The 21,131-nt window shown below is 50.0% G+C and carries 16 protein-coding genes, 1 tRNA gene and 1 pseudogene; 9 read left to right on the forward strand and 9 right to left on the reverse strand.

The window, feature by feature from the left end:
- Positions 1–155: 155 nt before the first annotated feature.
- Together ribA and HMPREF2711_RS02865 are read right to left on the reverse strand one after the other, a co-directional pair.
- The gene (gene ribA / locus HMPREF2711_RS02860; RefSeq protein ID WP_003747497.1) at positions 156–749 is read right to left on the reverse strand and encodes a GTP cyclohydrolase II; all 594 of its coding nucleotides are present in this window, start codon (positions 747–749) and stop codon (positions 156–158) included.
- A complete protein-coding gene (locus tag HMPREF2711_RS02865) occupies positions 742–1,407 on the reverse strand; it encodes a hypothetical protein (protein WP_003747499.1) in 666 nt (221 codons plus the stop codon). Before HMPREF2711_RS02865 ends, ribA begins: the two co-directional genes overlap by 8 nt.
- 161 nt (positions 1,408–1,568) lie before the next feature.
- Between HMPREF2711_RS02865 and HMPREF2711_RS02870 the strand changes: the two genes are divergently transcribed.
- Both HMPREF2711_RS02870 and HMPREF2711_RS02875 read left to right on the forward strand, forming a co-directional pair.
- Positions 1,569–1,653 (forward strand) — tRNA-Leu (locus tag HMPREF2711_RS02870).
- 162 nt (positions 1,654–1,815) lie between these two features.
- A complete protein-coding gene (locus HMPREF2711_RS02875) occupies positions 1,816–3,156 on the forward strand; it encodes a DUF2868 domain-containing protein (RefSeq protein ID WP_003747501.1) in 1,341 nt (446 codons plus the stop codon).
- A gap of 73 nt (positions 3,157–3,229) precedes the next feature.
- Here the strand turns inward: HMPREF2711_RS02875 and HMPREF2711_RS02880 are convergent, their stop codons facing one another.
- From HMPREF2711_RS02880 to grpE, 3 genes are all read right to left on the reverse strand, one after another.
- A complete protein-coding gene (locus tag HMPREF2711_RS02880; protein WP_070615430.1) occupies positions 3,230–3,448 on the reverse strand; it encodes a hypothetical protein in 219 nt (72 codons plus the stop codon).
- 268 nt (positions 3,449–3,716) lie between these two features.
- On the reverse strand, positions 3,717–5,645 hold the full coding sequence (gene dnaK, locus HMPREF2711_RS02885; RefSeq protein ID WP_003747505.1) for a molecular chaperone DnaK: 1,929 nt from the start codon (positions 5,643–5,645) through the stop codon (positions 3,717–3,719).
- A gap of 302 nt (positions 5,646–5,947) precedes the next feature.
- Complete coding sequence (gene grpE / locus HMPREF2711_RS02890) at positions 5,948–6,508, reverse strand: nucleotide exchange factor GrpE (RefSeq protein ID WP_003747507.1); 561 nt, start codon at positions 6,506–6,508, stop codon at positions 5,948–5,950.
- 150 nt (positions 6,509–6,658) lie between these two features.
- Between grpE and cysE the strand changes: the two genes are divergently transcribed.
- Entirely contained in the window at positions 6,659–7,477 is an 819-nt protein-coding gene (gene cysE, locus HMPREF2711_RS02895; RefSeq protein ID WP_003747509.1) for a serine O-acetyltransferase, read from the forward strand.
- 74 nt (positions 7,478–7,551) lie between these two features.
- Here the strand turns inward: cysE and HMPREF2711_RS11005 are convergent.
- Positions 7,552–8,141 (reverse strand): annotated as a pseudogene (locus HMPREF2711_RS11005) (tyrosine-protein phosphatase).
- Between the two features lie 124 nt (positions 8,142–8,265).
- Between HMPREF2711_RS11005 and mnmC the strand changes: the two are divergent.
- On the forward strand, positions 8,266–9,876 hold the full coding sequence (gene mnmC / locus HMPREF2711_RS02905; RefSeq protein WP_003747515.1) for an FAD-dependent 5-carboxymethylaminomethyl-2-thiouridine(34) oxidoreductase MnmC1: 1,611 nt from the start codon (positions 8,266–8,268) through the stop codon (positions 9,874–9,876).
- A gap of 77 nt (positions 9,877–9,953) precedes the next feature.
- Here mnmC and HMPREF2711_RS02910 read toward each other — a convergent pair whose 3' ends face one another.
- Positions 9,954–12,326 (reverse strand): TonB-dependent hemoglobin/transferrin/lactoferrin family receptor, encoded by a 2,373-nt coding sequence (locus HMPREF2711_RS02910; protein WP_003747517.1) that lies wholly within the window; start codon positions 12,324–12,326, stop codon positions 9,954–9,956.
- Positions 12,327–12,494: 168 nt separating this feature from the next.
- Positions 12,495–13,118 carry a biliverdin-producing heme oxygenase gene (locus HMPREF2711_RS02915; RefSeq protein WP_003747519.1) on the reverse strand — a complete coding sequence of 208 codons (624 nt, stop codon included), beginning with the start codon at positions 13,116–13,118 and terminating at the stop codon, positions 12,495–12,497.
- Between the two features lie 393 nt (positions 13,119–13,511).
- Here HMPREF2711_RS02915 and HMPREF2711_RS02925 point away from each other — a divergent pair, with 393 nt between their 5' ends.
- Genes HMPREF2711_RS02925 through HMPREF2711_RS02935 form a run of 3 tightly spaced genes read left to right on the forward strand, consistent with a single transcriptional unit; the run spans position 13,512 to position 16,998 of the window.
- Positions 13,512–14,822 (forward strand): paraquat-inducible protein A, encoded by a 1,311-nt coding sequence (locus HMPREF2711_RS02925; RefSeq protein WP_003747521.1) that lies wholly within the window; start codon positions 13,512–13,514, stop codon positions 14,820–14,822.
- A complete protein-coding gene (gene pqiB, locus HMPREF2711_RS02930) occupies positions 14,819–16,480 on the forward strand; it encodes an intermembrane transport protein PqiB (RefSeq protein WP_070615433.1) in 1,662 nt (553 codons plus the stop codon). The genes HMPREF2711_RS02925 and pqiB overlap by 4 nt, the downstream gene beginning before the upstream one ends.
- Positions 16,480–16,998: a PqiC family protein gene (locus tag HMPREF2711_RS02935; RefSeq protein ID WP_003747525.1), complete on the forward strand. Its 519-nt coding sequence runs from the start codon at positions 16,480–16,482 to the stop codon at positions 16,996–16,998. The genes pqiB and HMPREF2711_RS02935 overlap by 1 nt, the downstream gene beginning before the upstream one ends.
- Positions 16,999–17,054: 56 nt before the next feature.
- On the opposite strand, the gene grxB is transcribed toward HMPREF2711_RS02935, so the two are convergent.
- Positions 17,055–17,765 (reverse strand): GrxB family glutaredoxin, encoded by a 711-nt coding sequence (gene grxB, locus HMPREF2711_RS02940; RefSeq protein ID WP_003747527.1) that lies wholly within the window; start codon positions 17,763–17,765, stop codon positions 17,055–17,057.
- A gap of 88 nt (positions 17,766–17,853) precedes the next feature.
- Between grxB and HMPREF2711_RS02945 the strand changes: the two genes are divergently transcribed.
- Together HMPREF2711_RS02945 and HMPREF2711_RS02950 are read left to right on the forward strand one after the other, a co-directional pair.
- The gene (locus HMPREF2711_RS02945) at positions 17,854–20,067 is read left to right on the forward strand and encodes a RelA/SpoT family protein (protein WP_003747529.1); all 2,214 of its coding nucleotides are present in this window, start codon (positions 17,854–17,856) and stop codon (positions 20,065–20,067) included.
- 198 nt (positions 20,068–20,265) lie between these two features.
- Complete coding sequence (locus HMPREF2711_RS02950; RefSeq protein ID WP_003747533.1) at positions 20,266–21,060, forward strand: formate/nitrite transporter family protein; 795 nt, start codon at positions 20,266–20,268, stop codon at positions 21,058–21,060.
- Positions 21,061–21,131: the final 71 nt, after the last annotated feature.

A 21,131-nucleotide genomic window follows, 5' to 3' on the forward strand; every position in this document is an offset into this window, starting at 1 on the left:
CAGACGCTCTACCAACTGAGCTAATCACCCGATAAGCCGACATTAAATCAAAAAATCAGATTACGCGCAAGGTTTTTATTTAAATAAAAATATATCCCATTGAAAGAATATAGAATATTTTATTTAACAATAAAAATAACCGTTATGCCCATCTATCAATCAAAAATCAAATGCCCCAATTTATCCGCCTTGGTATGCAGATAACGCTCATTTTCCACATTTTCGCCGACATGTAATGCAATGCGTTCAACCACATTAATGCCGGAATCTTTCAACGTTTGAATTTTCTCAGGGTTATTAGTCAGCAACCTGACTTCACGAATATGCAGATAATCATAAATCTGCTTGGCCAAAGTAAAGTCGCGCGCATCAACAGGAAGGCCGAGTGCAACATTGGCCTCAACCGTATCCAAGCCTTGGTCTTGCAAACGATACGCACGGATTTTGTTTATCAAACCAATGCCCCTGCCTTCTTGGCGCAAATATACGATAACACCACGCCCTTCTTTCTGAACGGCCTGCATCGCCGCTTGAAGCTGAGGACCGCAATCACATTTCACCGAAAATAAAGCATCGCCGGTCAAGCACTCGGAATGAATACGCGACAACACAGGCAGGCCGTCTGAAACATCGCCCATCGTCAATGCGACATGTTCCTGCCCGCCCTCTTCTTCAAAGCCGTGCATGGTAAATTCGCCCCATTCCGTAGGCAAACGGCATGACGCGACAAACTTCAAGGCCTTACTCATTTTCCGCTTCCTCGTTTTCAGCCACGCCCAAGAGGTTTTTCAAAGGTTCCGCCAAGGCTAATGCAAGGGCAATCCAGGCCACCAATACTTCGTCCGGCGCACCGTCCTTGACATCAAACTCAGCATGTACCACGCCTAAAACCGCACCGCTGGGCATACAGACAGGAACAGAAATCTGGCTCAAGCCGGGATGATTGCGTTCGGCTGACAATTCACCAATTTCCTGCCAATACGCCACATTCTGACAAACATTCATCCAACCGCTTTGCGCCGTACGCACAGCCAAAAAAGCCTGCCCGGTCGGCTCATCGATTGGAATCACATTTTCCAACGGCACGCCCCAACGGCTCAGCCGAACCAGCGACAACGCGCCATCTTTCGGAAACGCAGTATAAACGGCTGCGCTTTTCAAATGCTCGGTGCGCTCGGCAACCGAATCCAAAGCCATAAAAATCTGTTTCAGCAATAATTCATGTTCGGCATCGACATAATCCGCCAATTGCCAACCGTCTTCAGACGGCCACAAAATCGAACGCTCAACCGAAGCATTACCCATTTTAATCACAGCCTGGGCAGTCAAATAAGCAACATGTATCTCATCCGCAGGCAGCTTCAAACCTTGCGTCTGCAAAAAATCTTTAATCAATAAAGCAGGCATCAGCCCTTCCTCACCAAATGGAAAGTTGAGGCCGTCTGAAAACAAACCCTGCTTTCAGACGGCCGGAATAAGTCATTATATAAGGGATAAACCGACAAATTCAAGCAAACAAGACTTTGCGCCCCCATTAATCTTGTGTATAATCCACAACTCAAATTAGTGCGGACGTGGCGAAATTGGTAGACGCACCAGATTTAGGTTCTGGCGCCGCGAGGTGTGAGAGTTCGAGTCTCTCCGTCCGCACCACACTAAAAATAAGCAGCTTTCGGGCTGCTTTTTTTACATCTATTCCACTATATACCCTATTCAAAATCAAAACTGCTTTTAATTTTTTGACCTTTGCAAAAAAGGGTTTATTTGGGGGTATAACAGACGTTTCCATTTTATCTTTCAGACGGCCTATCATTTATGTTGAATCCATCGCAAAAACTTGTCGAATTGGTCCGTATCCTTGAAGAGCGTGCCTATATTTTTCCGGGAGATCCTGTGCAGGCGACGGAAGCGTTGCAACATATTGACGGCGGCAATGAGGAAAAACTGATACGCCGCGCTCAAATTATTGACCGCGACAAGCATTTGAAATATGTGTTGCAACAGGTGGAGACAGGCTCGTTTTGGCTTTGGATTGTTGCGGCGACGTTGTTGTTTACGGTCGGTTTTTCCAGCACTTATCTGTTGATGGACCATCAGGGACTGAACTTTTTTCTGGTGTTGGCCGGAATTTTGGGCATGAATACGGTCATGCTGCTGGTGTGGCTGGCGACTTTATTCCTGCGTTTGAAAAATGTGCACTTTATCAGCAGTCCGGCAACTTGGTTCCGAGGTAAAGACCCGGTCAATCAGGCTATTTTGCGGCTTTATATGGGCGAATGGCGCAAACCGCAAACGCGTTGGCTGATTGGCGCAACCTCACACAGTCTGTGGCTTTGTACGCTGTCGGGGATGTTGGTTTCTGTTTTGCTGCTACTTTTGGTGCGTCAATATACGTTCAACTGGGAAAGTACGCTTTTAAGCAATACGGCATTGGTGAAAACGGTTGAGGCTTTGTCATGGCTGCCGGAACGTTTGGGCTTTCCTGTTCCCGACAGTCAGGCCGTAATTGCAGGCCGTCTGAACAATCATATCGAAGATGCACGCGCTTGGGCGGGTTTACTCATCGGCAGCATTATCTGCTATGGCATTCTGCCGCGCTTGATTGCTTGGCTGGCTTGCAAGATTACTTTAAAAACCCTTCGCGAACGTTTGGATTTGAATCAGCCCTACTATCAAAACATCCTCCGCGCATGGCAAACGAAGATTGTCGATGCCGATGATTTTCAGGAAAACATCGTTCCCGTTTCATCTAAAATTACGCTGAACAATGCGCCTAAATGGGCTGTTACACTGGAAACGGAATGGCCTGAGCCGCTTTGGTTTTCCGGCGTTTTGGCGCAAGAATGGATAGACAAAGGCGTAGTCGCCGGCAGAAAAGATTTGGAACAATTGGAAGCCGAATTGAAACAAACTCCGGCGCAACTTCTCATCGGCGTACGCACGCAAACTGTTCCCGATCGCGGCATTTTGCGTCAAATCAGCCGCTTGGCCGAAGCCACGGATGGCGGTGTTATCATTCAGCTTTTGAATCAAGACAGTTTCTCTGAAGATTTGGATACCAAACTGGATTATTGGCGCGATGCGCTGGCAGAAAGAAACATTGCCTGGCTGGAGCCGACCCGTTTGGCACAAGAAAAACGGCAAAGCGCTATTTGACAGATAAACCGAAGGCCGTCTGAAAACTGATGTTTGGGTTTCAGACGGCCTTATATATTGTTGAGGATTCATCTTAATGAGGTTCGTAGTGATGCTCTTGATGATGTTTGGGCTTAGCTGCGTGGTGTCTGGCTTTAGGTGCAGGTTTTTTCATTTTTTGCGGTTTGGCTTTTTTGTGCATACACTCTTGTTTCGGATGCATGTCGTGCTTGCCATGCGCAGAAGCGACTGGAGTCAAGACCAAACCTGCAGCGGCAACCATCAAAGAGGTCATTTGAATCAGTTTTTTCATATTTATCTTCTTTCAAGAGGTTGATTTGAGGCAAAAATAAGCATTTATTCGCACTCAATCGATGGACAAATATTAATGGCTTTGACTGTCAGCTGCTGTCAACATTCGGCGAAATCTGTTCAAAATTCGACAATAGAAATATGGTAACACGATGATGTAGCAAGGTTTTGAAAGTTTACCGTCAATTTTGACAAAGCGTCTTTACATATTCCCCAAACAACAAAAAGCGCGAACCTTTCGATTCGCGCTTTTTTTCAGACGGCATCAATTATTTTTTGTCGTCTTTTACTTCTTCAAAGTCGGCATCTACAACGTCGTCGTCTTTCTTAGCAGAAGACTCGGCTTGTGCGCCCTCGCCTGCTTGTGCTTCGGCTTGCGCTTGAGCGTAAACCATTTCGCCCAGTTTTTGGCTGGCTGTGCCCAAAGCTTCGGCTTTAGCATCGATAGTGGCTTTGTCGTCGCCTTTAACGGCTTCTTCAGCTTCTTTCAACGCAGCTTCGATTTTTTCTTTCTCGGCAGCATCGAGTTTGTCGCCGTAGTCGGCCAAAGATTTTTTCACGGAGTGAATCAGGGCTTCGGCTTGGTTGCGTGAAGCGACCAATTCAGTCAGTTTTTTATCTTCTTCAGCATTGGCTTCGGCATCTTTCACCATGCGTTCGATTTCTTCTTCGCTCAAACCGGAAGAACCTTGGATGGTGATGTTGGCAGCTTTGCCGGTGCCTTTGTCTTTGGCAGAAACGTGCAAGATACCGTTGGCATCGATGTCGAAAGTAACTTCAATTTGAGGCATACCGCGTGGTGCAGGTGCGATGTCGGTCAAGTTGAACTGACCCAAAGACTTGTTGGCAGAAGCACGTTCGCGTTCGCCTTGCAGCACATGGATGGTTACCGCGCTTTGGTTGTCTTCGGCAGTAGAGAACACTTGAGACGCTTTAGTCGGGATAGTAGTGTTCTTTTGAATCAGCTTGGTCATCACGCCGCCCATGGTTTCGATACCCAAAGACAGAGGCGTTACGTCCAGCAGCAATACGTCGCTGCGGCCGCCGCTCAATACTTCGCCTTGAATTGCTGCACCTACGGCAACGGCTTCGTCAGGGTTCACGTCTTTGCGAGGCTCTTTGCCGAAGAAGGCTTTAACGGCTTCTTGTACTTTCGGCATACGGGACTGACCGCCGACCAAAATCACGTCGTCGATGTCGCTGGTGCTCAAGCCGGCATCTTTCAATGCGATTTTGCAAGGCTCGATAGAACGTTGAATCAAATCTTCAACCAGGCTTTCGAATTTGGCACGGGTAATTTTCATGGCCAAGTGTTTCGGACCGGTTGCGTCCATAGTAATGTACGGCAGGTTGATTTCGGTTTGCTGACCGCTGGACAATTCAATTTTGGCTTTCTCGGCAGCTTCTTTCAGGCGTTGCAGAGCCATGACGTCTTGTTTCAAATCAATGCCTTGTTCTTTTTTGAACTCGTCAATGATGTAGTCGATCAAGCGTTGGTCGAAGTCTTCGCCGCCCAAGAAGGTGTCGCCGTTGGTTGCCAATACTTCGAATTGTTTGTCGCCGTCGATGTTGGCAATTTCGATGATGGAAATATCGAAAGTACCGCCACCCAAGTCATACACGGCAATTTTACGGTCTTTGCTGTCGCCTTTGTCCATACCGAATGCCAAAGCGGCTGCAGTCGGTTCGTTGATGATGCGTTTTACTTCCAAACCTGCGATGCGGCCTGCGTCTTTAGTTGCTTGACGTTGGCTGTCGTTGAAGTAGGCAGGAACGGTAATCACGGCTTCGGTTACTTTTTCGCCCAAGTAAGCTTCGGCTGCTTCTTTCATTTTACGCAAAACTTCTGCGGAAATTTGAGGAGGAGACAGCTCTTTGCCTTGTGCTTTTACCCATGCGTCGCCGTTGTTGGCTTTGATGATTTCGAAAGGCATGGACTCGATGTCGCGTTGTACTTCTTTGTCTTCAAATTTGTGGCCGATCAAACGTTTGGCCGCGTAAATAGTGTTTTTAGCGTTGGTTACCGCTTGGCGTTTTGCAGGTGCGCCGACGAGGATTTCGCCGCCGTCCAAATAAGCGATAACGGAAGGAGTGGTGCGTGCGCCTTCTGCGTTTTCGATTACTTTGGTTTGACCGTTTTCAGAAATGGCCAAACAAGAGTTGGTTGTACCTAAGTCAATACCGATTACTTTTGCCATATTATGTTGCTCCTAAATAAACTTTTCTTAATTAATAATCCTGTGGAACATTTCGTTCCGATGGCTTGTAAATAAGGTTGCTTCATTTTTTTTCAAGGCCTATTTTGAATTTTTTTTAAGATTAAATTCAAGTGCTTGATTTATTTATCCACAAGCCGTTTATTCTTTTTTCAGACGGCCCGGTTTTCATTTTCCGATTCCGGTTTATCGGAATGATTTTCCAATAGCGGAACATCGGGTTTTGAAACCGGATAAGGCCGTCTGAAGATTTTATGCTTGATAAACTGTATCAAGCGATGCCTTCAATCTTCTTTTTTCGCCACGACAACCATTGCAGGACGCAGCACGCGGTCGGCCAATGTATAGCCTTTTTTCATCACGCTGACGATGGTATTCGGCTCTTGCTCGCTGACGACTGCCTGCATCGCTTGATGTTGGTGCGGATCGAGTTTGTCGCCCGGCTGCGGGTTGATTTCTTTAATATGTGTGGCATCAAATGCTTTTTGCAGCTCGTTCAAAGTCATTTGCACGCCCATTTTCAGCGCATCGAAATTGCCGCTTTGGTCCAGCAGCGCCATTTCGAGATAATCTTTAACCGGCAACATTTCTGCTGCAAATTTTTGTCCGGCGAATTTATGGGTGTCGGCGATTTCCTGCTGATGGCGGCGGCGCAGGTTTTGCTCGTTTGCCAGACCGCGCAATTCGCTGTCTTTGAGCTGGCCTTCCAACTCGGCGACACGCGCCTGAAGCTCTTCGTAAGTCGGTTCGGCCTGTTCGGTTTCAACGGTTTCGGCAGTTTCTACGGCTGCCGCTTCTTCTGCTTCGTGTTGATGTTGTTCGTTATGCTCCGTCATTTCTGACATCCTTTTAGCGTGTTGATATTCGATGTTTCATATATAAGGCCGTCTGAAAAAACTTCAAGCATTTGAATGCCGATTATCAAATGCCTTGTTAAAATACGTTGGAAAACGGTAAGATAACCATCTGATTGTATTCTTCAGACGGCCTCAAACATGAAAAAAGACCATTTGAATTCAACTGATTTTAATCTGTGGCACACCATCCGCGAAGAAACCGAAGCCGCCGCCGCGGCCGAGCCGATGCTGGCGAGCTTCCTGCATCAAACCGTATTGCGCCACCAGTCTCTCGATTCGGTATTGGCCTACCATCTTTCCAGCAAGCTCGGCAGTCCGATTATGGACGTACGTGCACTGTTTGAAATTTATCAGCAGGCTTTAAGTGCGGACACCCGCATCAGCAAATGTGTCGAGGCCGACTTGAAAGCCATTTACGAGCGCGACCCGGCTTGTGATGAATATTCGCTGCCGCTGTTGTATTTCAAAGGTTTTCACGCCGTACAGGCGCACCGCATCAACCACTGGCTTTATCAAAACGGCCGCAAAACGCTGGCGTATTTCCTGCAAAACCGCATGTCGGAAGTGTTCGGCGTCGACATTCACCCGGCTGCGCGTTTCGGTCATGGTTTAATGCTCGACCATGCCACCGGTTTTGTGGCCGGTGAAACCGCCGTCTTGGGCAACAATATTTCCATCCTCCACGGCGTAACGCTGGGCGGCTCGGGCAAAGAAAGCGGCGACCGCCACCCGAAAATCGGCGACGGCGTGATGATTGGTGCGAACGCTTCGATTTTGGGCAACATCCGCATCGGCAAAAATGCCAAAATCGGCGCAGGCAGCGTGGTGGTTGCCGACGTACCGTCTTCGATTACCGTTGTCGGCGTACCGGCCAAACCGGTCGGCCGCTCTTCCAAAACCCCGTCTGCCGATATGGATCAAAGCATTCAATTATCATCTACGGATTTTGTGATTTAAACCGTCTGTCATTAAAAAGGCCGTCTGAAAAAACAAATCTTTCAGACGGCCTTTTTATGTTTTGAATCTTGGCGTCAACCGCGTTTGCGCAAGGCTTCCAAATGCGTTTTAACCTGCTTGACTTTCTCCTCGGTAAACAGCTTGGCAATGTTTTTCCAAATGCTGTGATAACCGTAAGGCCCGTGTTGCATTTCGGCTTTTGCCTCTTCCACCGGCCAGCCTTGATAGATGATGCGGTACATTCCGGCAATCAAACCGGTACGGTCCGCGCCATGATAACAATGGATAAGCACTGCGCCGTTTTGCTGTTGTTTTTCAATCAGGTATAGGATTTCCGCAATCTCTTTCGGCTTAATGCTCCATGACAGCAACGGACGGTTTAGCAATTCAAACCATACGCCTTCAAATGGTCGTCATCGTTGCGGTCGAAAAAGCGCAGGTTGATCACGCTTTGAATGCCCAGCTTGACAATGGCTTCGCCATCTTCGGCAACGGGCTGCTCGCTGCGGTAAAGCTTGTCATCGATGCGATAAAGGTTGGCATCGTGTTTAATGGGTGTTGCCCACCGTTTGGACTGAAAGGCTTTGCCGCCGTTATCCGGCGGCGCGGATAAACAGGCAACGGGCAAGCCGGAAGCGAGAAGGCACAATAAAAGACGGCGCATAAAATTCCTGTATGAAAATCAATGGGAAAACAAATATCGAAAGATTTTATCAAAACCCGTCCGGATATTCTATCCGCGCAAACCGCGTTACAATAAAGCCTCTTTTTTCAGACGGCCTTTCATCATGACCTGCCTTGCTTGGAACACCACACCTTCCCTTGCTACCCTTTGCCGCGCCATCGAACAACATACCGCGCCGCTTTATTTGATTGTCTGCCTGCCTGAAAACCATATTCCCGATTTTCCATTATCGAATCGGCCATCCGAGCTTGAAGGCCGTCTGAACAGCCGCCTCGTTCAAGCCATGAAATGCCTTCAGTTCAACAGCGTCAATGTTTTGGAAAACCTCTTGCCTGACGTGCACCTTTGGCTGGTTCCGCCACACCGCGCCGACTGCTTGCACGAACATTTCCCTCATATCGAATGGCAAACCGAAGCCATACCCCAATCCATCCCAACTCCTCTAAAACCTTGGTTCAGACGGCCTGAACATCAAGCCGCGCCCGAACACGTCCTGATTATCGGCGCAGGCATTGCCGGCGCAGCGACCGCACGCAAACTGGCGGAACACGGCGTACGCGTTACCGTTTTAGAGGCCGGAAAAGCGGCGCAGGCAGGCAGCGGCAACCGCCAAGGCTTGCTCTACGCCAAAATCTCGCCGCACGATACCGAACAAACCGAGCTGCTGCTGACAGGCTACGGCTACACGCGCCGATTACTGGAAAACTTGCTGCCCAACTCCGACGCATGGGGAGGCGACGGCGTATTGCATTTGAATTTTGACGACAGCGAACGCAAACGCAATCAAGCCTTGGGTTTGCAACACCAGCATAAGCACCTTTACCGCAGCGTATCCGCCGAAGAGGCTGCGTCCATCGCAGGCATAGACGTATTTTCAGACGGCCTTTACTGGCCGCAAGGCGTATGGCTGAATCCGCCTGCCGTCGTGCATGCCTTATTGAACCATCCGCTGATCGAGTTACACGAACACTCGCCGCTGACCGCCGTATCACATAACGGCGCACAATGGACGGCACACACGCCAAACGCGCATTTCAACGCCAGCCATATCGTTTACTGCATGGGTGCGCACAGCCCGACTGCTGCCGACACCAATGTCTCCGCCCTGCCTTTCCGCCAAATCCGCGGCCAAACCGGCGTTGTGTCCGCCAGCCCGTTTTCACAAAAGCTGCATTGCGCTATTTCCGGCGAAAGCTACATCAGCCCGAGCTGGCAAGGCAGCCACTGCTACGGCGCAACATTTGTCCTCAACAGCAACGATGAAACTTGGTATCCGCACGAAGAAGCCGACAACCGTGCCGCCCTGCACCAGCTCAATCCGCCATTGGCACAATCCCTGTTTGAGCAAAATTCGTTTTCAGACGGCCTTCAAGACACACAAGGCCATGCCGCCCTGCGTTGCGACAGCTTCGACCACTTGCCCGTTGTCGGCGCACTCGGCGACATCGCCGCCATGCAGTCCGCCTACGCCAAACTGGCATTGGACAAGAACTACCGCCTCGACAATATTCCCTGCCCTTACCTGCCCCATGCCTACATCAATACGGCACACGGCACACGCGGCCTGGCGACAGCCCCCATCTGCGCCGCTGCCATTGCAGCCGAAATACTCGGCTTGCCGCATCCGCTATCACAAAGGCTGAGAACCGCACTACACCCCAACCGCGCCATCATCCGCGCGATTGTTCGGCAGCAACCGTTGTTATCCGATTAAGGATTTCGTTTTAACTAAAAAAGGCCGTCTGAAAGTCATCAAAACTTTCAGACGGCCTTTAGCTATCCGTTAACTGCTTAGAATTTCCATTCCAGCGATACGGCGTAATTGCGGCCGGGTGCGCGGTAGCGGTCTAAGCCTTTGCCATCGCGGTCAACCCCGTTGGTGGTGCTGTAGCTGTACAGACCGCGCAGAGAGTCCCAAGTAGTGTATTTTCGGTTGAACACATTATACACGCCCGCGCGCAGGGTCAGGTTTTTCACTGGTTTGTAGAAGCCGTACATATCAAACACATAAGCCGATTTGTTCAGCCATGGGTAATCTACTACTTTTTCTTGCAAAGGCGTACCCCAACCAGTGTTTTCAAACACGGTATATTGAGCGTCTTTGGCCTTTTTCGCTCCCAGATAGGTCAAGCGGGAGAACACACCCCATTTTTCGCTCGGGCTTTCGTAATCGACACCGGCAATCACTTTCAGAGGCTGGGTGGACAGCAGGCTGTTGTTGCCTGACAGTTTGCTCTTCGCGTAACCGACAGAACCAAACAATTTCCAGCCTTCAGGTACAAAAGAAACCACTTGACCTAAATTCAGACGGCCTGTCAGCTCAAGACCACGGATTCGGGCCTTGTCGATGTTTTGCATCTGCCATTCCAGTTTTTCGGAATAAGGATTGCTACAAATACCATAGTAGTAATTCATCTGAGTACAGCCGACATCGCCACTGGTGGTCAGCTTCTGCTCTTCAGACAAGAAGTTGCGGTAATTGCTTTGATACAGGTTCGCATCCAAAGTGCCTTTTTCGCTGCGGCCTTGCAGAGAAAGGGTATGGGTGGTGCTGCGCTCGGCTTTCAGGTTCGGATTAGGCAACCAGGTACCTGAGCCGTGGTTGTAAGTGAAATACACTTCAGACGCATTCGGCACGCGGAAACCGGAAGTTACATCGTAACCCAAACGCCATGTCTGACTCAGCTGTGCAGCCAAGCCGACAAAACCGCTCCAGCCTTTATAAGTGTTGGCTGCAGGTGGTGTTTTGTCACAAGCATGACACTCGGCATTCAGTTGCTGCGGCGTCATTTTGGTGTAGTCGTAACGGATACCTGCGCGGCTGCTGAACACGTCGTTCCATTGGATTTGGTCAGACAGCGAGAAACCATAGTTGTTGGTTTTCACCGGATGCTGAATCGTGCTGGTCGTGCGTAAAATACGGCCGCTGAAGTAGTAGTCGTCGCGGTTTAAGTTTTCAAAATCACGTTGGCTGGCAAACGTTTTGAGGGACAAACGATGTTGACCGCCGAATTGGAACGGCTGGCTGTCCATACGCAATGTAATGCGTTTGAAGGTTGTATCCATGCTGCGGTTGTAGATTTCGTCCAAATCCTTCTGATTGTAGTTGCGCGTCCAGGTAGAATAATCTATCGGGAACGAGCCTTTGTTGTTAACCGCCGCTACTTTGGTTTTCTGATAATCGAAGTCCGCTTTCAACAACGACAACCAATTCGAATCGGGCGTCCACTCGTAAAACAGGTTGGCATTGCGCCGTCTGTTTACGTCATCGGCTTCTCGCCAAGAAGAAGCGGTCAGGTTATAAGACTCTTCGATCGTGTAATTGTGGCCCTGCTGACCGTTGAGAGATGCGCCGATACGGTGGTTGTCGTTGATTTGGTAAGCAATCTTACCCAAAAAGCTGTGGTATTTATGTTTGGACGGGTCAGGAATACCGCGCGCAGAACCACGGATATTCGCTCCGCTGCCGGCGCCCTCTACCGGATAACCACGCTCGCCCGCGCTTTCAGTCTCATGACCGCGACGTTGCGAATACAGCAAAGCGGCATCCACGCGGTCGTTGTTCAAACCGAACCCAAGTGTATTTGTCCATTCGCGGTTGCGGCTGCTGTAACCGTTTTTCATCATCACGCCGAACTGACGCTCAGGCAACAGCAAATCATGGCCTTGCAGGGTTTGGTAATTCACGCCGCCACCCAATGCGCCGCTGCCGGTATTGAAAGAGTCAGCGCCCTTCACGATTTCGATGTTGCGTACGAGTTCGGGGTCGATGGACAGGCGCGAACTGTTGAAGTTGCCATAACGGGCATACAGTGAGTTTTCTTCCGAATCAGGCAGGCTCACGCCGTCAATACTGACACCGACACGGTTGCCTTCCACACCGCGCACGGCAAAGCCTTTTTGATGGCGGCCGCTGTCGCTCAGGCCGACGTCGGTGGAGTAACGCACCAAGTCTTTGTTGTCGCGTATCATTTCCTGTTGAATGCGGCCGAGGTTGACACGTTCCACGGTTGCAGGCGCATTACGCTGGCCTTTAACGCGGACTTCTTTTATCTCTGCTTTAATGGGTGTGGTTTCGGTTGCAGCTTCATCCGCTGCCAAGACTGGATTGCCGAAAATACTGCCGACCAGCGCGGCAATAGGGAGCATTTGTAATGGTTTCATATTATCAACTCAAGATGTAATGGATTGTTCATCCATCAGTTAATGCATAAAAAATTTCTGATAATCATTAATGATTAATAAGACAGCAACCCGTACAACTAAATCTGTGTCGTGTAATTAAAGGTCTCTGCAAACATCCATGCCGAGACCTTGTTTGTTTCATTATTTTTAATGTCTGTGCGGCGTCATGCCTTCGGGGGCTTCTGTGCCTTCCGGCAAACCGAAAGTTTCACGCAGAATCACTTTATAGAAGGCAAACGCTTCCTGCGCGCCTTGAATGGCTTCTGCTTCGGCTTCCGGAGTTAAGTTCAGGGCATTCAGGTGCTCGACGAAGGCGCGCCAGTGTTTGCCGCGGCCGTTGGGATGCGGGGCCAGGTGGCGTGCGCCGTGTTCGCCGTTGTATTCGAGTTTTTGAGCGTGTTTGAACAAGAAAGCGGCGCCCAAATTTGAACCTTCGGCGCAATAGAGCCAGCCGATGGCTTTATTGCCTGTTTCATGCGGCAATTCTTTGTCGAATTTGTAAGGCTCTTCGCCCAAGTCTTTTAGGTCTTGGGTTACGGCATCGTAACGCGCCATGTATTCGAGTTCGGGAATGGCTTTGTTTAATTCGGCATCTTTATAGATGTGATCGACAGCTTTGTGGAAAACTGATTGGAGTTTCAAAAATTTGATGTAGTTTTCTTTGCTGACGAAAGGCTGGACAAACATAACCAAGTTATCAACGCTGTCGTGTGTAACTGTGGTTTGCTCTTTCAAGCGTTTGGCGAAAGTCAGCTCTTGGGTTTCACTCATGATGTTTCCTTTGAATAGGGGACAAACGGCTCCAGACGGCCTCTATTGTGTTGAAATGCCGTCTTCTTTGAAAAAATCGTTTTAAAAATAAAGAATGTAACTTTTTAAATGCTTCCGGCTCAGTGTTGGCGTGCCTTTTGCAATTCAATAAGTCTCATCTTTTTTAAATATAATATATATCATTTCTATTTCAATGACAATAAATTCAATTGGGTCTTATTAATAAAATCTAACGGCCCATAGCCAGCGTCTTCTGAAACCTTTGCTGCCTTTTCAGACGGCCTTCTTATGAAGCAGCCGCCATTCAACCAAATATCTGCTAAATTTGGGCTATCCTGCTGTTTTCCTTTATAATGCGACACTCTTTGCACCTTCTTTATCCCCTGCCGAACCATGAAACGGATTCCTGCCTACCATCGCTGGTGGCGCTACAAGTCTTATCTTCCTGATGCGACGCTGCCTGCACATACGGTGGAATGCCCCGATTGCGGCTGCCGTATGGATATTCCGCGCCTGCGTCAGGGGCAGGAAGCGCATTGTCCGGTGTGCAACCATGAAATCGTGGAGGTGGAAAACAATCCGTATATCGCGCCGATCGCCTATGCGCTGACAACCTTGATTCTGATGGCGTTTGCGTACAATATGGTGTATATCCGCGTCGATTTGTTCGGCGTGACATCGATTTTGTCGCTACCACAAATGATGCGGCTTTTAATTTCGCTGGATTACGGTTTTCTGGCGGAAGTGATGTTTATCCTTACTTTCGGCGCGCCTTTACTGTTTTTGCTGCTCTGCCTTTATGTTTATACGGCTTTGATACGCGAAAAGGCCTACCCTGCGCTGCGCTTTGCGACGCGTGTATTGGTGCGGCTGCGTCATTGGATTATGGTGGATGTGTTTTTCATTTCCACTTTGGTGGCGTATATCAAACTCTCGTCCGTTGCTACGGTAGAGTTCGGCTCGGCGTTTTATCTGATGTTTCCGCTGTCGGTCATGCTGATTCGGACTTCGGTATCGATTCCGCAGCATTGGGTTTATTATAAGATTCATCGTTTAACCGGCGGCCATGCGGTTCAGACGGCCTCTGAAGACAAAATCTGTTGCAGCCGCTGCCTGTATTTCCGCGATAAAGACGAGCAGCCTTGCGGCGTTTGCGGTGCGGACTTATACCGCCGCCGCCCGAAAAGCCTGAGCATTTCGCTGGCGTTTTTAGTGGCGGCGTTTATCCTGTATTTCCCTGCCAACATCCTGCCGATTATGATTTCGTCCAACCCGACGGCTTTGGAGATCAATACGATTTTCAACGGCATTGTTTATATGTGGGACGACGGCGACCGGTTGATTGCGGTGATTATTTTCAGCGCGAGCATTATGGTGCCGGTATTGAAGATTATCGCGATGGCGGTTTTGATTTATTCCGCATACTTCAAGCCTGTAATGAGCGCGGACAAAATGTCGGTTTTGTATCGGATTACCGAATCCATCGGCCGCTGGTCGATGATTGATATTTTTGTGATTATTATTTTGATGAGTTCGTTCCACACCAATATGGCGCGCGTCGTGCCGGGTGGTGCGGCGGTTTACTTCTGCCTGGTCGTTATTTTGACCATGCTTTCGGCCTATTATTTCGATCCCCGTCTGATTTGGGACAAACAACAGCAGCTTTCAGACGGCCTTGATTCTGACCAGACCTTAAAACAATGAAAAAACACGATTCTTCACCCAATTATCACGCCCCGGCGCGTGTCAAGAAAACCAATGTCTTCACTTCTGTCGTGTGGCTGATTCCGCTGATTGCGCTGATTGCCGGCGGCTGGCTTTTGGTTAAAGACATCCGCAACCGCGGCCCTGTCGTTACGCTGTTGATGGATAGCGCCGAAGGCATCGAAGTCAACAACACCGTTATTAAGGTATTGAACGTCGATGTCGGACGCGTTACCCGCATCAAATTGCGCGACGACCAAAAAGGCGTGGAAGTTACCGCCCAACTCAGCGCCGATGCCAAAGACCTTATCCGCAGCGATACCCAATTTTGGGTGGTCAAACCGCGTATCGACCAAAGCGGCGTTACCGGCTTGGGAACCTTGCTTTCCGGCTCTTATATCGCATTTACACCTGGCAAAAGCCAAGAAACCAAAGATGTATTTGTCGTCCAAGACATTCCGCCGATTGCCGCCATCGGTCAAAGCGGCCTGCGCCTGAATTTGATCGGCAAAAACGACCGCATCCTCAATGCCAGCAGCCCGATTTTGTATGAAAACTTTATGGTCGGCCAAGTAGAAAGCGCGCATTTCGACCCGTCCGACCAAAGTGTGCATTACACCATTTTCATCCAAAGCCCCAACGACAAACTGATTAATTCGGAAAGCCGTTTCTGGTTGGAGAACGGCATCAATATCGAAACCACAGGCAGCGGCGTCAAACTCAACTCCGCTCCTCTGCCTGCCCTGCTGTCGGGCGCGATTTCGTTTGATTCGCCGAAAACCAAAAACAGTAAAAACGTCAAAAGCGAAGACAGCTTCACGCTTTATGACAGCCGCAGCGAAGTGGCCAATCTGCCTGACAACCGCTCGCTGTATTACACCGCATTCTTCAAACAATCCGTACGCGGCCTGACTGCCGGTTCGCCCGTCGAATACAAAGGCCTGAATGTCGGCGTGGTTTCCGACGTTCCCTATTTCGACCGCAACGACAGCCTGCATTTGTTTGAAAACGGCTGGATTCCCGTGCGCATCCGCATTGAGCCTTCCCGTTTGGAAATCAATGCCGACGAGCAAAGCAAAGAGCATTGGAAACAACAATTTCAGACGGCCTTAAACAAAGGTCTGACTGCCACCATCTCCAGCAACAACCTGCTGACCGGCAGCAAAATGATTGAGTTGAACGATCAGCCTTCCGCCTCGCCCAAGCTGCGACCGCATACCATTTATGCCGGCGATACCGTTATCGCCACACAAGGCGGTGGTTTGGACGATTTGCAGGCAAAAGTGGCCGATTTGTTAGACAAGTTCAACAACCTGCCATTGGATAAAACCGTTGCCGGCTTGAACGGCTCGCTTGCCGAGCTCAAGTCCACACTCAAATCTGCCAATGCCGCCCTAAGCTCTATTGACAAACTGGTCGGTAAACCGCAGACACAAAACATTCCGAACGAGCTGAACCAAACCCTGAAAGAATTGCGTCAAACCCTGCAAGGTGTATCGCCGCAATCGCCTATCTACGGCGACGTGCAAAATACGCTGCAAAGTTTGGACAAAACCTTAAAAGACGTTCAACCCGTGATTAATACTTTGAAAGAAAAACCCAATGCGCTGATTTTCAACAGCAGCAGCAAAGACCCCATCCCGAAAGGAAGCCGATAATGCGCCTCTTCCCGATTGCCGTCGCCCTGACGCTTGCCGCCTGCGGCACCGCGCAAAGCACACAATATTTCGTCCTGCCCGACAGCCAGTACATCCGTCCGGCTGCACAAGGCAACGAAATCGCGGTCAAAGTCAACCTTGCCGAACCGCTTGCCAACGGCGGCCTCGTTTACCAAACCGACGCCTATCATGTGAATCTGGCGAAAAACCACCTTTGGGCGGCGCCACTCGATGGCGCGTTGGCGGCCAACCTCAGCAACAAGCTCAACCGCCTCAATCCGCGCTATACTTTCGTCCCTGCTTCACGCAGCCAAAGCAGCCAAACCCTGAAAGTCTATATCGAAGCCTTCCAAGGCAGCTATCAGGGGCAGACCACCATCAGCGGTTATGCACAATGGCCGGACGGACGCAGCAAACCGTTTAACGCCATCACGCCACAACAAGGCGACGGCTATACCGCCATGCTTGAATCGTTGGAAAACGGTTTGTCACAGGTTGCCGATACGATTGCCTATTAAACCCAAAGGCCGTCTGAAAGATGTTCAGACGGCCTTTTTTATGTTTCAAACATTCATCACAACGCACGGTCAAAATACAGAGCCACGCCGGATCGCTCGCTCATCGCCAGCAAATAATCCATCAATTTTTGCGGCCATTGAATACCGCGCACAACGGTCAGATTGCGCAAAATAGGGAAAGTCAGGATATCTTCCAAACTGATTTCACCGCCCAAACCCTCGCCTTCGCACACCAGCGTTTTCAGTTCGGCCAAGTCTTGATGCAAACGCTCCAGATACTGCGCCGTTTTGTTCAGATTAGTCTCGAAATTGCCGATATTTTTCTCTTTTTTGTCAATATAGTATTGTTTCGCTTCATCGGTCTCAAATTCGGGCAGGCCGATTTTGACCATGCGCGGCTGTACCAATTTGTTATTGTATTCGCCCACTTTGTCCAACCAAGCCTGAACCTCAGGACGAACCTCTTCTTTCAGACGGCCTTGATCGATATAGCGGACAATATCCAAACTCTCGCCCATAAACGAACCGTCTTCTTTTTGCAAAATCGGCACTTGTTTTGAGCCAATCATGCCAATCGGCGTAGCTTCGTCATCGTTCGCCAAAACAACCTCTTCCACCGCCACATCGCGCAAGCCAAAAATCATCCGCGCACGGACGCAAAATGGGCAATGGTCGTAAATATACAGTTTCATGGCAATGCTCCTTAAAATTTCAAAACGGTTAACCATAACACCCAAGGCCGTCTGAAACAAGGCTTCCTGAAACATAGTGCAGCATTCGCATACAAATCTAGGGCTGCCCGCAATAAACTGTTACAATAGCAACGTTTTTATCAAAAAGAAAAAAACGCACGCCATGACCACTATTCGCCAAACGCCCCAAACATCGAGCGTAACGCTGGAAGGCCTCCTCGCATGGTTCGACGGCTATGTTGCCGCGCTGCCTGATCCCGATAAAAACCTGATTCAGACGGCCTTTGACCTGGCTAAAGAACATTATCCCGCCGATGCCCTAACGACTTACGGCGAGCCTTTAATGGAACATTTTCTCGGCTCGATGCAAATCGTCAGCGAACTAGACCTCTTGCCCGATGCCGTAGCCGCTACGATTTTGTCCGACATCGGCAAATACGTTCCCACTTGGCAAGAATTGGTTGCCGAACGCTGCAACAGCACCGTTTGCGAGCTGGTCAAAGGCGTAGACGAAGTACAAAAACTGACCCAATTCGCACGCGTGGACAGCCTTGCCACGCCGGAAGAGCGCGCCCAACAAGCCGAAACCATGCGTAAAATGCTGTTGGCGATGGTTACCGACATCCGCGTCGTCCTGATCAAACTGGCGATGCGCACGCGCACCCTCCAATTCTTAAGCAACGTTCCCGACAATCCTGAAAAACGCGCCGTTGCCAAAGAAACCCTCGACATTTTTGCCCCGCTCGCCAACCGCTTGGGCGTGTGGCAACTCAAATGGCAGCTCGAAGATTTGGGCTTCCGCCATCAAGAGCCGGAAAAATACCGCGAAATCGCCCTGCTTTTGGACGAAAAGCGCACCGAGCGCCTCGAATATATCGAGAATTTCCTCAATATCCTGCGTACGGAACTGAAAAAATACAATATTCATTTTGAAGTTGCCGGAAGACCGAAGCATATCTACTCCATTTATAAAAAAATGGTGAAGAAAAAGCTCACTTTTGACGGCCTGTTCGACATCCGCGCCGTACGGATTTTGGTCGATACCGTTCCCGAGTGTTACACCACGCTGGGTATCGTCCACAGTCTCTGGCAGCCGATTCCGGGCGAGTTCGACGACTACATCGCCAACCCGAAAGGCAACGGCTACAAAAGTTTGCACACCGTTATCGTCGGCCCGGAAGACAAAGGTGTGGAAGTCCAAATCCGCACCTTCGACATGCACCAATTCAACGAATTCGGTGTCGCCGCCCACTGGCGTTATAAAGAAGGCGGCAAGGGCGATTCCGCCTACGAACAGAAAATCGCCTGGTTGCGCCAACTCTTGGACTGGCGCGAAAACATGGCCGAAAGCGGCAAGGAAGACCTCGCCGCCGCCTTCAAAACCGAACTTTTCAACGACACGATTTATGTTTTGACCCCGCACGGCAAAGTCCTCTCCCTGCCTACGGGCGCGACCCCCATCGACTTTGCCTACGCCCTGCACAGCAGCGTGGGCGACCGTTGCCGCGGTGCAAAAGTTGAAGGACAAATCGTACCGCTGTCCACGCCTTTGGAAAACGGACAACGCGTTGAAATCATTACTGCAAAAGAAGGCAATCCTTCCGTCAACTGGCTCTACGAAGGCTGGGTCAAATCCAACCGCGCCATCAGCAAAATCCGTGCCTTCATCCGCCAGCAAAATGCGGATACCGTGCGCGAAACAGGCCGGGCCCAACTGGACAAACAGTTGTCAAAAATCTTCCCCAAACCCAATCTGCAAGCATTGGCGGAAAAACTCGGCTTCAAAAAAACTGACGAACTCTATACGGCCATCGGTCAGGGCGAAATTTCCAACCGCGCCATCAGTAAGGCCTGCGGTGCTTTGATCGAACCGGCTCCGGTACCGGTTGACGAGACCAATATCGTCAAACAGTCTAAAATCAAAAAAGGCGGCAAAAACGGCATTCTGATTGACGGCGAAGACGGCCTGATGACCACGCTTGCCAAATGCTGCAAACCCGCGCCACCCGATGATATTGTGGGCTTTGTTACCCGCGACCGCGGCATTTCCGTCCACCGCTGCACCTGCCCTTCTTTCCGCCACCTTGCCGAACAGGCTCCGGAAAAAGTGTTGAACGCAAGCTGGGCAGCCTTGCAGGAAGGACAAGTATTTGCCGTCGATGTCGAAATCCGCGCCCAAGACCGCTCCGGTTTGCTGCGCGACGTTTCGGATGCGCTGGCGCGGCACAAACTCAACGTTACCGCGGTGCAAACCCAATCACGCGATTTGGAAGCCAGCATGCGCTTTACCCTTGAAGTCCGCCAAGTCAACGACCTGCCGCGTGTATTGGCCAGTCTGGGCGACATCAAAGGCGTTTTAAGCGTAACGCGCTTATAATTCCCATTCCCCCATCTAAAGGCCGTCTGAAAGTATTGCTTTCAGACGGCCTTTCACACATCGGCTGCCAATATATAACCTACGCTTCTATCCTTACAATCAGCCGTTATTTCCTGTCCGCCATATTCTCAGGCAAACTCGCCATCCGCATGATAAAGAAAGATATTTTTATTCTTATATTAACCTTAAGGAAACTTCATGGATACACGAGACCTGTTCCCTCATGAAATTTTGCAGGACGCCATCGGCAAGAGTTGCGCCAAATCTGAATTCAGCATCAAGATGTTGGTGATTTTGAGTTTCTTAGGCGGCGGTTATGTCGGCTTCGGCTATCTTGCCTGCCTGCGCGTCATCAGCGGCATTCCTGCCGAATGGAACGGTCTGGCCGCCCTGTTGGGCGCATCCGTGTTCCCTATCGCACTGATTTGTATCTTAATCGGCGGCGGCGAGTTGGCAACAGGCAATATGATGATTATGGCCTTGGGTAAGCTGACCGGCCGCGTCAGCACCCACAAACTGGTGCGCAACTGGCTGATTGTCAGCTTGGGCAATCTGGCAGGCGCCGTAGCTATGGCCTATTTCCTTGGCCACTACGTCGGCCTTGCCGAAGGGCCGGCCGCAGCGAAAACCATTGCCATTGCCGAAGCCAAAGTCAATATGGACTTCGGCCGCGCATTCGTCTCCGCCATCGCATGTAACTGGATGGTGTGTATGGGCATCTGGTTTTACTTCGGCGCACGCCATACTTCAGGACGAATCTTGGCCATGTGGTTCCCGGTTATGATCTTCGTATTAATCGGCTTTCAACACTTTGTTGCTAATATGTTCATCATTCCGGCCGGCATTTGGGCGGGCGCAAACGTCAGCTGGGGTCAATTTTTCTACAACATGATTCCTGTTTTCTTAGGCAACGTCCTGGGCGGATCATCCTTTGTCGCGGCCTCTTATCTCTTTGCTTACAAACACTTATTAAAAGACGATTTTTCTATTTAATATAGTCTTTTTCTCTAAAAACCCCCGTATCTGCCCGACACAGATACGGGGTTTCTGCACAAGGCCGTCTG

Origin of the sequence: Neisseria sp. HMSC070A01 (assembly GCF_001810165.1) — a bacterium.
Lineage (GTDB): Bacteria > Pseudomonadota > Gammaproteobacteria > Burkholderiales > Neisseriaceae > Neisseria.